The 13,636-nt window shown below is 64.7% G+C and carries 12 protein-coding genes; 5 read left to right on the forward strand and 7 right to left on the reverse strand.

The window, feature by feature from the left end; genetic code table 11:
• The first annotated feature begins 99 nt into the window (after nucleotides 1-99).
• The 3 genes from ODR01_RS05520 to ODR01_RS05530 all read left to right on the forward strand — a co-directional run bounded on the left by ODR01_RS05520 (nucleotide 100) and on the right by ODR01_RS05530 (nucleotide 3,143).
• On the forward strand, nucleotides 100-1,161 hold the full coding sequence (locus ODR01_RS05520; RefSeq protein WP_316976608.1) for a TRAP transporter substrate-binding protein: 1,062 nt from the start codon (nucleotides 100-102) through the stop codon (nucleotides 1,159-1,161).
• Between the two features lie 153 nt (nucleotides 1,162-1,314).
• Nucleotides 1,315-1,842: a TRAP transporter small permease subunit gene (locus tag ODR01_RS05525; protein WP_316976609.1), complete on the forward strand. Its 528-nt coding sequence runs from the start codon at nucleotides 1,315-1,317 to the stop codon at nucleotides 1,840-1,842.
• The gene (locus tag ODR01_RS05530; protein WP_316976610.1) at nucleotides 1,839-3,143 is read left to right on the forward strand and encodes a TRAP transporter large permease; all 1,305 of its coding nucleotides are present in this window, start codon (nucleotides 1,839-1,841) and stop codon (nucleotides 3,141-3,143) included. The genes ODR01_RS05525 and ODR01_RS05530 overlap by 4 nt, the downstream gene beginning before the upstream one ends.
• Nucleotides 3,144-3,229: 86 nt before the next feature.
• Here ODR01_RS05530 and ODR01_RS05535 read toward each other — a convergent pair whose 3' ends face one another.
• The 7 genes from ODR01_RS05535 to ODR01_RS05565 form a co-directional block, all read right to left on the reverse strand.
• A complete protein-coding gene (locus tag ODR01_RS05535; RefSeq protein WP_316976611.1) occupies nucleotides 3,230-5,386 on the reverse strand; it encodes a dihydroxy-acid dehydratase domain-containing protein in 2,157 nt (718 codons plus the stop codon).
• The gene (gene dgoD / locus ODR01_RS05540; protein ID WP_316976612.1) at nucleotides 5,380-6,528 is read right to left on the reverse strand and encodes a galactonate dehydratase; all 1,149 of its coding nucleotides are present in this window, start codon (nucleotides 6,526-6,528) and stop codon (nucleotides 5,380-5,382) included. The genes ODR01_RS05535 and dgoD overlap by 7 nt, the downstream gene beginning before the upstream one ends.
• Before the next feature lie 10 nt (nucleotides 6,529-6,538).
• Nucleotides 6,539-7,864 carry a TRAP transporter large permease gene (locus ODR01_RS05545; protein ID WP_316976613.1) on the reverse strand — a complete coding sequence of 442 codons (1,326 nt, stop codon included), beginning with the start codon at nucleotides 7,862-7,864 and terminating at the stop codon, nucleotides 6,539-6,541.
• Between the two features lies 1 nt (nucleotide 7,865).
• On the reverse strand, nucleotides 7,866-8,492 hold the full coding sequence (locus ODR01_RS05550) for a TRAP transporter small permease subunit (protein ID WP_316976614.1): 627 nt from the start codon (nucleotides 8,490-8,492) through the stop codon (nucleotides 7,866-7,868).
• A 76-nt stretch (nucleotides 8,493-8,568) separates the two neighbouring features.
• Nucleotides 8,569-9,594, reverse strand: a complete 1,026-nt coding sequence (locus ODR01_RS05555) for a TRAP transporter substrate-binding protein (RefSeq protein ID WP_316976615.1) — start codon at nucleotides 9,592-9,594, stop codon at nucleotides 8,569-8,571.
• 67 nt (nucleotides 9,595-9,661) lie between these two features.
• Nucleotides 9,662-10,450 carry a FadR/GntR family transcriptional regulator gene (locus ODR01_RS05560; protein ID WP_316976616.1) on the reverse strand — a complete coding sequence of 263 codons (789 nt, stop codon included), beginning with the start codon at nucleotides 10,448-10,450 and terminating at the stop codon, nucleotides 9,662-9,664.
• 123 nt (nucleotides 10,451-10,573) lie between these two features.
• The gene (locus ODR01_RS05565; protein WP_316976617.1) at nucleotides 10,574-11,476 is read right to left on the reverse strand and encodes a LysR family transcriptional regulator; all 903 of its coding nucleotides are present in this window, start codon (nucleotides 11,474-11,476) and stop codon (nucleotides 10,574-10,576) included.
• A gap of 127 nt (nucleotides 11,477-11,603) precedes the next feature.
• Between ODR01_RS05565 and ODR01_RS05570 the strand changes: the two genes are divergently transcribed.
• Both ODR01_RS05570 and ODR01_RS05575 read left to right on the forward strand, forming a co-directional pair.
• Nucleotides 11,604-12,578, forward strand: a complete 975-nt coding sequence (locus ODR01_RS05570) for a hydroxyacid dehydrogenase (RefSeq protein ID WP_316976618.1) — start codon at nucleotides 11,604-11,606, stop codon at nucleotides 12,576-12,578.
• Nucleotides 12,579-12,613: 35 nt separating this feature from the next.
• Nucleotides 12,614-13,570 carry a TAXI family TRAP transporter solute-binding subunit gene (locus tag ODR01_RS05575; RefSeq protein ID WP_316976619.1) on the forward strand — a complete coding sequence of 319 codons (957 nt, stop codon included), beginning with the start codon at nucleotides 12,614-12,616 and terminating at the stop codon, nucleotides 13,568-13,570.
• The last annotated feature ends 66 nt before the right edge of the window (nucleotides 13,571-13,636 follow it).

The raw sequence follows: 13,636 nt of genomic DNA on the forward strand, positions 1-13,636 counted from the left end.
GGCTTCCGACAGTCGGCGGGCGTTTTTCCCCTCCCCGGTCGTGGGAAGGCCGACGTGGGGTGTCGAAATCAAGGTGAGGCAAGGAAGGAGAAATAAACGATGACATCACGGACGATGACTATTCGGCTGGGCGCCGGTGCGGTTGCCGCCGTTCTGGTGGCCGGTTTGGCGAGTGCGGCCCTGGCGGCCGAGTTGCGGGTGGCCGGCAACTTTTCCGGCAACAAGAAGCATGTCGACGGCGTCGAGCGGCCTTTCTTCGATGGCCTGGCGAAGGAAACGGGGCTCGATCTCAAGGTCAACTACAATCCGATGGACATGCTCGGCATCAAGGCGCCGGACGCTCTGCGCCTGCTCAAGGCGGGTGCGTTCGACGTGATGTCGGTGCAAACCGGCATGGCGTCGCGCGACGATCCTTTCTTCGAGGGCCTGGACATTGCCGGCGTTGCCCCAGACATGAAGTCGTTGCGCAAGGTCGTCGACGCCTATCGCGACGAGTTCGACCAGCGGCTCCAAAAGAAATTCAACGCCAAGGTCCTGACCCTGTGGCCATTCGGCCCGCAGGTTCTTTACTGCAATGCCTCGGTCAAGTCGCTCGACGACCTGAAGGGCAAGAAGGTCCGCACCTTCACCGCCTCGATGGCGCAAGTGGTCGAATCCCTGGGCGGCACGTCGATCACGCTGCAGTTCCCGGAGGTTTATCCATCGCTGCAAAAGGGTGTCGCCGACTGCGCCGTGACGGCGCCGACGGCGGGCAACAGCGCCAACTGGCCGGAAGTCAGCGCCAACCTTCTGCCGCTCGCCCTTTCCGGATCGGTCCAGGGCCACTTCATGAACCTCGATACCTGGAAGAAGCTGGGGCCTGATGGCCAGAAGAAGATGATGGCCGCTTTCAAGCGAATGGAAGACGACATGTGGGGGTTGGCCAGCACCGTCAACGACGATGCGGTCGCCTGCAATACCGGCGCGGCCTCGTGCAAGGAACACGCGAAGTTCAGCATGAAGCTTGTCGAGACGTCGCCTGCGATGCTGGCGCGCGTCAAGGAAACCGCCATCAACGTCACCGTCCCGCAGTGGGCGGCGCTCTGCAACAAGGTCGATCCCAACTGCTCGGCCGTCTGGAATAAGACCGCCGGTGCCGCTGTGGGCATCCAGGTCAAGTAGAAATCGCGATACGGAGGCGCCGGCGGCCGTTTCGGCCGCCGGCGCGCGTCGCCCTCAAGAACAAGGCTTCCCAAAATGACGTCGCACAATGTGTCCGAAGCGGGCACGAGGGCGGTCAGGATTCTGGCTATCCTGGGCGGGTACGGATTTCTCGTGCTTTCCCTGCTTGTCGCTTTCGAGGTAATCGCCCGGAAGTTTTTCGCCTTTTCCCTGCAGGGCGTCGACGAGATCGGCGGCTATGTGATGGCGGGAGCGGTGGCGATGGGGATTTCCCATACGCTGCTCCAACGCTCCCATACCCGCATCGATATGTTCATCGACCGGCTTCCGGCGCGACTGCGTCCCTCTTTCCACGCTTTTGCCATGGTATCCCTCGCCGCTTTCGGCCTGTTCATGGCGTGGCGGGCAACGACCACGCTGATCGACAGCATCCAGTACGGAAGCGTCGCCAGCACGCCATTGCAGACGCCGCTGTGGATTCCCCAACTGGTGTGGGACGTGGGACTGATCTTCTTTGCCGGGCTGGCCACGGTTCTGGCGGTGCATGCCGTCTTCCTGGCGGTTCGCGATCCCGATCGCGTCATGGTCCTTTACGGTCCCCGGACCGTGCGCGAGGAAGTGAAGGACGAAGTCGCGGTCCTCGAAGCATCGCGCGGCAGCCAAGCGGGAGAGCCGCGATGATCGACGTTGCCGGAGCCGGTATCGGCTTTGTCTTGATGCTCGGCCTGATGTTCATCGGGCTGCACGTGGCGACCGCGTTGTTCATCGTCAGCGCGCTGGGGTGCGTCGTCTATCTCGGCGTACCCACCCTGATGAGCTTCGGCGAAAATGCCTGGGGCGTGCTCAACGATTTCATCATGACGGCGATTCCGCTGTTCATCCTGTTGGGCGAGATCCTGCTGCGCGCCGGCATCACGGAACGCATGTACAACTCGTTGTCCGACTGGTTGAGCCGCTTCCCGGGCGGATTGCTGCACACCAACATCGGCGCCTCGGCGCTGTTCGCGGCCGTGTCGGGGTCGTCGGTCGCCACCGCCGCGACCATCGGCACCGTCGCCCTGCCCGCCTTCCGGTCGCGGCGCTACAACGAGCGCCTGGTGCTCGGTTCCATCGCCTCGGGCGCCACTTTGGGAATCCTCATTCCGCCGAGCATCAACCTCATCATCTACGGCGCCATCACCAATACCTCGATCGGACGTCTGTTCGCTGCCGGTATTCTGCCCGGGTTCGGCTTGGCCGGGTTGTTCATGGTGACCATCGCCGCGTTGTGCATATGGCGGCCGGAATGGGCGGGACTGAGAGAAGAACGGGCGCCCCTGGCCGACCGACTGCGCCGCCTCGGGGCCCTGATGCCGCCCTTCTTCATCTTCGTCGTCGTCATGGGCAGCATTTACCTGGGGTGGGCGACGCCAACCGAGGCCGCCGCCCTGGGGGTGGTGGGAGCACTTGTCCTGGCGGCCGGCAACGGCAAGCTTACCTTCGCCATGCTGCACAGCGCTTTTGAGGCGACGATCCGCACCACGGCGATGATCCTGCTGATCATCCTCGCCGCCTTCTTCCTCAATTTCGTCATCAGCATTCTGGGCATTCCGCAGACCATGGCCAACTTCGTCGCCGAGACGGGGGCGACGCCGCTGATGACGATGCTTCTGTTGACGATCTTCTATCTGATCCTGGGCTGCTTCCTGGAGACCCTCTCCATGATGATCGCCACGGTTCCGGTCGTCGTGCCGATCGTCGTCGCCCTTGGCCTCGATCCGGTGTGGTTCGGCATCTACCTGGTCATCATGATGGAAATGGCCCTGGTGACGCCACCGATGGGCATGAACCTGTATGTCGTACAGGGCGTGCGCGGCGGCGGGCCGATCCGCGACGTCGTCATCGGCACCCTGCCGTTCCTGGCCGTACGGATCGTCTTCGTGGCGGCGATCATCTTCTGGCCGGAAATCGTCCTGTGGTTCCCGAACCTGATGTTCAACTGAGCGGAGCGGCCCAGACCGGCCTTGCCCCGGACATCTGAAAAGGGCCCCGCTCTTGCGAACGGGGCCCTTTTTCTTTCGATGGCGTTTTAGGCGTCGGCCAGTCGGCGGGTGGCGCGGCGGTCGACGGCCAGCGGCACCACGCCGCGGGCGGCGTCGGTGACGCCGTCCATGAGGTTGCAGGCGGCGATATCGAGCAGCCGGTTGGCCATACGGGCCTGACGTTCGACGAACAGCGGCGCGCGGCCGGCGTCGGCGGCGGGATCGAGTGGCCTTTCCTCGCCGGCCAGGAAAGCGGCGCGTTCCAGAAGATCGATGCGCGCCGAGCTTAGGTTCAGGCGCAGAACGTCGCCGTCGTGCAGATATCCGATGCCACCGCCGTCGAAGGCCTCGGGCACGGTGTGACCGATGCAGGCGCCCTTGGTGACGCCGGAATAGCGGCCGTCGGTCATCAGGATGGAGGAACTTTCCAGGATGCGGTGGTGGCGCAGGTTCTGGCTGGGCGCGAACATCTCGGGCATGCCATAGGCGCGCGGGCCCTGGCCGGCGATGATGAAGGCGAACGACAGCCAGCCCTTTTCCAGCATGGTCTTGTGATCGGCGTCCGGATTGCCGCCGTTGCGCGTCACCACGGCGCGGATGAGGGCGGCGTCCAGCCCTTCGGTCCGTCCCAGGTGCTCGACCAGGTCGGAGCGCGCGAAATCGGCGTTGCAGGCCGCCTCGTTCTCGTAATAGCGCACCACGAAGACGTGATCGTCGAAGTGGTCGTAAAGGGCATCCGACATCCCCGACACCTTGACCACCGCGTTGTCGAAGAAGCTGCCGGTCAACACCTCGACGCCGGCCCGCGGACGCAGCGGCCGGGTGCGGATGACGGCCTTCTCGCCCAGCGTCGGATCGACCGGCACGGCGAGGTCCTTGGTGCGGTCCCGCCACGTGCCGCCGGTGACGGTGGGGGCGTCGAGGTCCATGGCCACGCCGAGGTCGGTGAGCACGCGATAGAGGCTTTCCATGCCCCGATGCTGGCCGGCCGCAAACTGCTGGGCCAGCACGAAGGTGTCCCGCCCCTCGGTCAGGGAATGGGCGAAAACCTCTTGCACCGGGGTGTCCTGGCGGACGCGGCGATAGTCCTCGATGGTCACGTCGAAGCCGGCGTGACGCATGATCATCGGCAGGTGCAGCAGGATATTGGAGGACGAGCCGGTGGCGTTGTGGATGCGCACCAAGTTGCCGAAATTGCGCCGGAGGATTTCGCTCACCCGGAATTGCGGCTTGTTGAGCAGGCCGAACAGCGAGTCGACGCCGCTCATCACCGCCTCGTCGCTCGGCAGGTCGGTCAGCAGCTCCAGTTCCGGCGGCACCAGGCCGAAGGCGGCCAGCAGGGTGCGCGACGAATTGCCGGTACCGTTGAAGGCGCAGACGCCGCCCTTCGTGTGGCAGGTGGCGCCGGCCAGTTCGTCGAGCAGGCGCCGTTTGGTGGCGGCGTCGACGAGGCCCAGGTTGAGCGCCCGCTCCAGCTGCCCGGCGAAGGCCTCGTCCGAGGAGCACTGCAGGATGTAGTGCATGTTCTCTTCGATATCCTCGGCGAGATCGGCGTGGCCGGCGGCGCGGGCCGCCTTGCCCACGTCGCGCAGGGCCTTGGCGGTGGCGGCCGGGATGGTGCCGCCCTTCAGCACGTGGGCGGGGGCGAACAGCGCCCATGCCGGCGCCTGGTTGCCGCGATGGGCGCGCGCCATGTCGGCGGCGGCCAACCCGGCCAGGACCGCCGACGGCGACTTGTCGCAGCCGGCCAGCACATAGGCGGCGTGGTAGCTGTGGCCTTCGAAGTTGACGTTGACGATGGCCGCGGTCTGGTTGCGCGAGGCCAGCGAATAGCTCTGCCCGATGTTGTTCTGGGCGGTGCCGTCGCAGATGACCGGGAACGAGAAGGTGAAGGGCACGCCGCCGTTCTGCCAGACGCGGGCCGCCGCCATCAGGATGTGGTCGCGGTCCAGCAGATGGGCCGGATGATCGAGGCTGCCGGCGATGATGGCGATGCGCGGCCGGTTGTCGCGCAGGCGCGCCACCACCTCGCCCATGGTCACGTCGTCGAGCCGGGCGAGCGGGCTGTCGGCCGACAGCCGTTCGCCGGCGTCGGCCAGCAGCTTGAGCACGGTGATCGGCTCGTTGGCCAAGCCCTGAATGCATTCGCGATAGGGATTGTAGGCTTCGTCGATGACGAAGGGAAAGTTCGGACGTTCTACCATTCGGCTATGCTCCCGTCGGCGTGCCGCCATATCGGATTGCGCCAGCGATGGCCCTGGGCGGCACGTTCGATGACAAATTCCTCGTTGATTTCCACCCCCAGGCCGGGGCCGGTCGGCGCGGCGATATGGCCGTCGACGATCTTCAGGGGCTCGGGGTTCACCAAATAGTCCAGGACGTCGTTGCCGACGTTGTAGTGGATGCCCATGGACTGTTCCTGGATGAAGGCGTTATGCGACACGAAATCGACGTGCAGCGAGGCCGCCAGGGTCAGCGGACCCAGCGGACAATGCGGGGCCAGGGCGACGTCGTAGGTTTCGGCCAGGGTGGCGATCTTGCGGATCTCGGTGATGCCGCCGCAATGGCTGATGTCGGGCTGCACGATGTCGACGGCACCCGATTCCAGAATGGGGCGGAACTGGCTGCGGTGGAACAGCCTCTCGCCGGTAGCGATGGGATAGCCCAATCCCTGGGCGATGTGCGGCAGGACGTGGAGGTTTTCCGGCAGCACCGGCTCCTCGACGAACATCGGGTGGAAGGGCTCCAACTCGCGCAGCAGCGCCTTGGCCATCGGCCGGTGCACGCGGCCGTGGAAATCGATGGCGATGCCGACGTCGGGGCCGACGGCGGCGCGGGCTTCGGCGACACGGGCGACGGCGTCGTCGATCTTGCCATGGCTGTCGACGATGGCGAGTTCCGGCGTGCCGTTCATCTTGAAGGCGGTGAATCCCTTGGCGACGACTTCCTTGGCCTGGCGGCCGACATCGGCCGGCCGGTCGCCGCCGATCCAGCAGTACATGCGCATGCGCTCGCGCACGAGGCCGCCCAGTAGGTCATAAACAGGGGCATTCAGGACCTTGCCCTTGATGTCCCACAGCGCCTGATCGATGCCCGAGATGGCCGACATCAGGATTGGGCCGCCCCGATAGAAACCTCCGCGGTAGAGCATCTGCCAGATGTCTTCGATGCGGCGCGGGTCGTGGCCTACCAGGTAGTCGGCCAGTTCGCCGACGGCGGCCTCGACGGTGGCGGCGCGGCCTTCGATGACCGGCTCTCCCCACCCGGCCACGCCCTCGTCGGTTTCGATTTTCAGGAAAAGCCAGCGGGGCGGAACCTGCCAGGTTTTGAGACGGGTGATTTTCATTAACGCTTCCTCAGTCCAGCATCCACAGGGCGGTTTGCGGGTACGCCAGCATCACCGCCAGCACCGTAAGCTGCATGACAATAAACGGCACCAGCGAGGTGAAGATGTCCTTGAGCGAGATTTCCGGCGGCGCCACGCCCTTCAGGTAAAAGGCGGCGGGGCCGAACGGCGGGCTCAGGAAGGACACCTGCATGTTGACCGCGAACAGGATGCCGAACCAGATGGGATCGAAGCCGAGCTGGGTGACGATCGGCAGGAAAATCGGCAGGGTCAGCATGGCGATGCCGATCCAGTCGAGGAACAGGCCCAGCACGATCAGGATGAACATCATGATGAGGATGATGACGATCGGCGCCGCGTCGATGCCGAGAATCGTCGCCGACACGAAGCGGTTGCCGCCCATCAGGTTATAGACGCCGACCAGGATGGCGGCGCCGATGCCGATCCAGATGATCATGCCGCAGGTGTCCATGGTCTGGACCACCGCCTCTTGAATCAGCCTGATGCTGAACTCGCGGCGGATGGCGATGGCGGCCAGCACGCCGAACACCCCCATGGCGGCGGCTTCGGTCACGCTGGCGATGCCGGCGTAGATGGTGCCCAGCACCATGAAGGCGATGCCGGCCGGCAGTCCGATGGATTTGAGCGCCTCGACCTTGCGGGCGTGTTTTTCTTCCGGTGCGATCGGCGGCAGCGGCGGCGCCAGCTTGGGATCGATCAGGCAGCGGACCAGCACGTAGATGGCGTAAAACGACGCCAGCATCAGTCCCGGCGTAACGGCGGCGACGAACAGGTCGGCGATCGAGACGCTGGCGATCAGGCCATAGATGATGAGCACGATGGACGGCGGGATCATGGTGCCGAGCGAGCCGCCGGCGCACACCACGCCGATGGCGATCTTGCGGTCATAGCCGAGGCGCAGCATTTGCGGCAGTGCCAGGATGCCAAGCAGGACGATCTCGCCGCCGATGATGCCGGACATGGCGGCCAGGAAAACCGCGACCGCCAGGGTTTGCAGGGCGACACCGCCGGCCAACCGTCCGGCCAGCACCCTCATGCCGGAGAACAGATCCTTGGCGATGCCCGAACGGTCGAGCAGGCTGGCCATGAACACGAACATCGGCACGGCGACCAGCGAGTATTCGGTGATGAAGCCATAGATGCGGCTGGTGACCAGCGGCAGGGCGTTCGGTCCGAACCAGCCGAAGGTGAAGACGAGGGCGACCAGGCCGGTGACGAAGGCCAGCGGCAGGCCGGTGAGCAGCAGCGCGAAGATGCTGCCGACCAGGACATAGGTGCCCGCCTCGATGCCGAGGGCATTGAGTCCCATTCCCATGTCAGTTGCTCCCCCGCATGGTTTCGGGCTTGCCCTTGCCGGCCTGGGGGCCGCGCAGCGCCTGGACGAGATGCAGCACCGATTGCAGCGCCATGATGGCCAGCGCGACCAGGATGATTCCCTTGGTCATGGAGGGGAACGGCGGGTTCCAGCTGGTGCCGGACCGTTCCAGCGTCCAGCCGCCGAGCGGATCGGCGACCGAGCGGTAGAACATCGTATAGGCGGCATAGCTCATGCCCAGGGTGAAGCCCACCGTGAGAATACCGTTGAGGACGTCGAGCCAGCGCCGCCATTTGGGCGACACCGCGTCGTAGATAATGCGCACGCGGATATGCCGGTCCCTGGCCATCGCGCCGGCGCCGCCCAGCGCGAACAGGACGGCGATCATGAAGATCACCATCTCGTGCACCCAGGACGTCGGCGAATCGAAGACATAGCGCGAGATCACCTCGATCACGCTGATGACCATGGCGATCAGCACCAGCCAGGCGACGACCCTGGAGTAGCGGTCGACGACGGCATCGAGGCGGGTGCGGATGTGGCCTGGTTCACCGCGGGCTGCCGGCTGCGCAATGGCAGACGGTACGATCGGCGGTGGGGCGGAAGGCGGGGGGGTATCGGTGGGCATGAGACGTTCCTTGCGTCGGGAGCCGGCGCCTGGCGGGAAAGGGCGCAGGCGATGGAAATCGCCTGCGCCAACCGGTCTACATCAGGTTGCGTTCCGTAAGGAACTTGACGGCCGCGTCATAGACCTTCTTGGTCATGTCGTTCTTGGCTGCCCAGACCTTCCATTCCTGCTGGGCGATCTGGCGGAACTTGGCGCGTTCCTCGGGTGCCATGTTGACGAGCTCGATGCTGGCGTCCTTCTTGGCGGCCTGGATCGCTTCCAGGTCGAGCTTCTTGAGGTTGAACACCAGATCATAGGCCAGCTTGTCGACCGAAACCTTGAGGATGGTCTTCAGGTCCTCGGGCAGTTTGTCCCAGATCGCCTTGTTGATGGAGACGTCGACCATCGGCAGGCTGTGGAAGCCCGGATAGCTGGGATAGCGGGCGAACTTGTGGAAGCCCTGGGCGTGGTTGGTGGCGAACACCGTGTAATCGGCGGCGTCGATCACGCCTTTCTCGAGGCCGGTGTAGACCTCGGAGCCGGGCAGATTCACCGGCGCGGCGCCGGCCTTCCGGAAGATGTCGTAGACCATGCCCTCGGGGGCGCGAACCTTCAGGCCCTTGAGGTCGGCCACGGTGCGGATCGGCTTCTTGGTGACGAAGGCCTCAAGTCCGGTGGCCGCGGCGCCGATCAGGTGCACGCCATAGGGTTCGACCAACTGGTTGTAAAGCGCCTCGCCGCCGCCGTACTTCATGAATTCCAGGAACTCCAGCGGGTCGCCCCAGGCGCCGACCAGGTTGCCCAGCATCGAAAAGGCCGGGTTGCGGCCCGAGAAGTAGCTGGGATCGGTCAGGTGGCCCTGCAGGATGCCCGAACTGACCGCATCGAGGGTCTGGTTGTGGGGAACGACGGCGCCGGTCGGCAGAATGTCGATCTTGATGCGGCCGTTCGACATCTTGCCCACTTCGGCGGCCCAGCCCTGCTTGATCTTGAACTGCGGCTCGCCAGCGGTTTCCGAGGTCTGGAACGACCACTCGAATTCGGCGGCCGCCGCGCTGCCGGCCATCAGGCCGAAAACGGCGGCTGCCGCGCCGATAGAACGAAGAAGACGGGAACCGGTCATAGAATTCCTCCTGTTGCGGGGTTTTTGGTGTACCGAAGCCGGCGTTGTTACCCTGGGGGCGCCGGGCTCAGGTCTTCTCCAGTGATCGTGGAAGAAGGTCGGTGTCGTCGCCGCTCCGAAGGCCAAGGTCGAGGCCGGTGCGCTCCATGACACTGACCGCGGCGTCGAAGGCGGCTTCCGGCTGGCGGAGACGAATGCATTCCATCAGTTTGCGGTGGCGCTCCAGACTGTCGCGCAGTTCTTCGGCGGTGTCGTTGCTCTTGCGGATGACCAGCAGGATCGACGGCCGCAGGATGTGGGCCAGCTGCGCCCACACCAGGTTGTGCGTGGCGCGATAGATGGCGGCGTGAAACTCGACATCGGAAATGCTGAACTCCGGCAGGTCCAGCGCGCTTTTGGCGCCGTCCGTCCCCTCCAGCGCCTGTTCCATCGCCAGGAACGCCTCTTCGATGCCGGCCAGGTCGCGGGCGGTGGCGCGCCGCGCTGCCAGGGCGGCGATGAACGGCTCGGTCGATCGCCGGAACTGATAGATCTCGCGCAGGAATTCGGGATGCGGGTTGGCGTACTGGCTCATCCACCCGGTGACCATGGGGTCGAGCACGTTCCAGTCGCGGTATTCGGTGACGACGGTGCCCTGCCCGCTCTGCCGGCGCACGATGCCCAACGAGACCAGGGTCTGAAGGCCGCTGCGCACCGAGGCGCGGCTGACGCGAAAGGCTTCGACCAGATCGACTTCCTTGGGAAGCAGATCGCCGGGCCGGTAGGCCCCGGAAAACAGGTCGCTGGCCAGTCGCGTGGCGACCTTGTAGCCAAGATCGTGTGGCACGTTTGAGGTGGGAAGCGTCCCGGAAGCCATTGCCTTGATTCTTTTCAGGTCTGATCGCAGCCTAGTGTTTGTCAGACATGAAAGCAAGAAGGTAAGATATGCAATGGGTCAGGTCAGAGGGGTGACGCGAGCCATTTGGCGGGGCGCGGCGGCCTAGCCGAAGTCGCGGATCAGATGATCGCGGACGATGGTCACGAAGTCGTCGACCAGCCGCGAGCGCGGCCGCCAGGCGGCGAGGACGACGGAGAATTCATAGGGGATGCGGGGCCGGAACGGACGCACCACCAACCCCGCCTCCCCTGCCTCGCGCACCGCGAAAGGATCGACCACCGAAATGCCGAGGCCGCGCGACACGAAGATGCAGGCGGTCGCCGCGTAGCGCACCTCGATGCGGTCGTTGCAGTGGACGTTGGCGGCTTCCATGACCTTGTGGATTTGGTGGCGCAACAGGCTGCTCGATCCCAGACGGATGAAGTCGTTGCCTTCCAGATCGCGGACGTGAACCTCGTCCTGGCGGGCCAGCGGATGGCCTTTCGGCACCACGCAGACGGCTTCGGTCGGCGGCAGCGGCCGCACCTCCACCCCAGGATGCGGCATCGGCGCGTAGGCGAGACCGATGTCGTATTGGTGGCGGGACACCAGATCGATGATGTTGACCGAACTGTCCTCGTGAAGGGTCACCGAGGCGTTGGGGTGTTCGTCGAGGAAACGGCTGACCAGGGGCGACAGGTAGCCGACGGCCAGGTTGGGCATGGCGGCCACCCGAAGCATTCCCGTACTGACGCCGCGGATGGCGGCGGCGGTTTCGCGGATCTTCTCGTTGCCGATGAACATGCGCTCCACCTCGATGTTGAGCAGAAGCGCCTCCTCGTTCGGCGTGATGCGGGCGCCGGCACGCTTGAACAGGGTGAGGTCGAGGTCGCGTTCGAGGTCGCGAATCAGCCGGCTGACGGCGGGTTGCGAAATGTTCAGCATCTCGCCGGCGCCGGTCATGCTGCCGGTCAGGATAACCGCGCGGAATGCCTCAATTTGTCGCATATTGATGGGTTTGGCCATGATTTCTCGTCCCCGGGGCGCTTAAAAATCATGCAGTGCGTCCATCTAGTATAACATTTCTATATAATTGAACACAAACAATCGTTCTCTTATTCTGATGCCCGTTCTCCCGCAAGGAGGCCCAGACATGGCCATTTGCCTTTTGATCCAACCCATCCACGAGGCGGGCGTCGCGCTCCTGCGCCAAGCGGGCCTTGAGGTCCGCCGGGCCTCCGCCTTCGACATGGACACGGTGGCCGCCGAGATCGTGGACGCCGATGCCGCCATCTGCCGCAACGCCGGGCTCAACGCCGCGGCCATGAAGGCGGCGGCCAGGCTGAAGGTGTTGGGCAATCACGGTATTGGGGTCGATCCGGTCGACGTCGGCTATGCCACCGAGATCGGCCTGCCGATCATTTTCACGCCCTACGCCAACGTGCAGTCGGTGGCCGAGCACACCATTCTGCAGATGCTGGCGATTTCCAAGCGTGTGCGTGAGGCCGACGCCGCCGTGCGGGCCGGCCACTACGACATGCGCTATACCGGCGAGTTCCACGAGCTGTCCGGCAAGACGCTGGCGCTCATCGGCTTCGGCCGCACCGGCCGCTATACCGCGAGGATCGCCAAGCACGGGTTCTCGATGCGGGTGATCGCCTACGATCCCTACGTCGAGGATGTCGTTCTTGCCGAGGAAGGTGTCGAACGTGCCTCCGATTTGGATGCCCTGCTCGGCGAAGCCGACGTCGTCTCGCTGCACTTGCAACTGACGCCGGAAACCCGGGGCCTGATGAATCGCCAGCGGCTGGCCCAAATGAAGCGGGGCGCCATGCTGGTCAACACCAGCCGCGGCGGCCTAGTCGACGCCGATGCGCTGGTCGAGGCCGTCACCAGCGAACGGCTGGCGGGCGCCGCCATGGACGTCTTCGACAAGGAACCGCCGCCGGCCGACCATCCCTTCTTCAAGGTCGAACGCATCCTGTTGTCGCCGCACATCGCCGGTGCCACCCGCGAATGCCTGGAGCGCACCGCCGTGCAGACGGCCGCCCAGGTCATCGAGGTTCTGCAAGACAAACGCCCCGCCCATTTGGTCAATCCCGCGGTTTGGGAGAGCCGCCGGCGGTGATCCGCCGGCCATTTCAGGAAGAGAGGACAGAAACGATGAAAACGAGCCGCCTTTCAGTCGCCGCCGCCGTTCTAGCGCTTTCCCTCGCCTCCTCGGCAAATGCCGCCGAAGTGAAGTTCATCAATATCGCGACGGCAAGCACGTCCGGATCGTATTATCCGGCCGGTCTCGCCATCTCGAAGCTGATCAACGACAACCTGAAAATCCGCGCCTCGGCCCAATCTTCGGCCGGGTCGGTCGAGAACGTCTCGCTTCTGCAAAACCGGGAAGCGAACATGGCGATCATCCAGAACAACGTGGTCCGCGATGCGATGGATGGAAAGGGAACCTTCGAGGGCAAGGCCTACAAGGACATGGCCGTGCTGTGCCCGCTGTTCACCAATACCGACCACATCGTCATCCGCGTCGGTTCCGACATCAAGGCGCTCAAGGACATCAAGGGCAAGAGATGGGCCGTTGGCGCACCGGGGAGCGGCACGATCCTATCGAACGAGGCGGTCCTGTCGGGGGCCAATCTGACCATCAAGGACGTCCAGGCGGAGTATATCGGCCAGACCGAGGCGCTCGCCGCCTTGCAGAACGGCATCATCGACGGCGCCGACGTCATTTCGGGCGTTCCCTACAGCCAATTCGATCAGGCCCGCATGTCTTCCGGCGGCCGTCTCGCCCTCTATTCGATGACCCCCGAGGAGCAGAAGGAGACCGTCGAGAACAGCGGCTGGAAAGCGCCGGTCACGATTCCCGCCAACACCTATCGCGACCAGCCGAACCCGGTCCTGACGGTGTCGCATCTCGCGTTGATCATAGTACCGAGCGACCTGCCCGAGCAGCTCGCCTATGACATCCTGAAGCTCCTGCATGCCAAGACCGCCGAACTTCGCAAATCCCATGGCGGGTTCTCGACGTTCGACCTGTCGACCGCATCCGAACAGGTGAACGCGCTGAAGCTGCCCGTTCATCCGGGAGCGAAGCGCTTCTACGAGACCATGTGACGGTCGTAACGCGACGGGGGGGCGGCCGCGGGCATCCGCGCTGCCTCTCCCCGCCGACCCCCGTGG

The sequence above is a fragment of the Shumkonia mesophila genome, assembly GCF_026163695.1.
GTDB classification, from domain to species: domain Bacteria; phylum Pseudomonadota; class Alphaproteobacteria; order Rhodospirillales; family Shumkoniaceae; genus Shumkonia; species Shumkonia mesophila.

What these genes read in the sequence shown, in the direction of transcription:
- ODR01_RS05520 (WP_316976608.1), top strand. Translation starts at nt 100, where the DNA reads ATGACATCACGGACGATGACTATTCGGCTGGGCGCCGGTGCGGTTGCC.
- ODR01_RS05530 (WP_316976610.1), top strand. Translation starts at nt 1,839, where the DNA reads ATGATCGACGTTGCCGGAGCCGGTATCGGCTTTGTCTTGATGCTCGGC.
- ODR01_RS05535 (WP_316976611.1), bottom strand. Translation starts at nt 5,386, where the DNA reads ATGGTAGAACGTCCGAACTTTCCCTTCGTCATCGACGAAGCCTACAAT.
- dgoD (WP_316976612.1), bottom strand. Translation starts at nt 6,528, where the DNA reads ATGAAAATCACCCGTCTCAAAACCTGGCAGGTTCCGCCCCGCTGGCTT.
- ODR01_RS05545 (WP_316976613.1), bottom strand. Translation starts at nt 7,864, where the DNA reads ATGGGAATGGGACTCAATGCCCTCGGCATCGAGGCGGGCACCTATGTC.
- ODR01_RS05550 (WP_316976614.1), bottom strand. Translation starts at nt 8,492, where the DNA reads ATGCCCACCGATACCCCCCCGCCTTCCGCCCCACCGCCGATCGTACCG.
- ODR01_RS05555 (WP_316976615.1), bottom strand. Translation starts at nt 9,594, where the DNA reads ATGACCGGTTCCCGTCTTCTTCGTTCTATCGGCGCGGCAGCCGCCGTT.
- ODR01_RS05560 (WP_316976616.1), bottom strand. Translation starts at nt 10,450, where the DNA reads ATGGCTTCCGGGACGCTTCCCACCTCAAACGTGCCACACGATCTTGGC.
- ODR01_RS05565 (WP_316976617.1), bottom strand. Translation starts at nt 11,476, where the DNA reads ATGGCCAAACCCATCAATATGCGACAAATTGAGGCATTCCGCGCGGTT.
- ODR01_RS05570 (WP_316976618.1), top strand. Translation starts at nt 11,604, where the DNA reads ATGGCCATTTGCCTTTTGATCCAACCCATCCACGAGGCGGGCGTCGCG.
- ODR01_RS05575 (WP_316976619.1), top strand. Translation starts at nt 12,614, where the DNA reads ATGAAAACGAGCCGCCTTTCAGTCGCCGCCGCCGTTCTAGCGCTTTCC.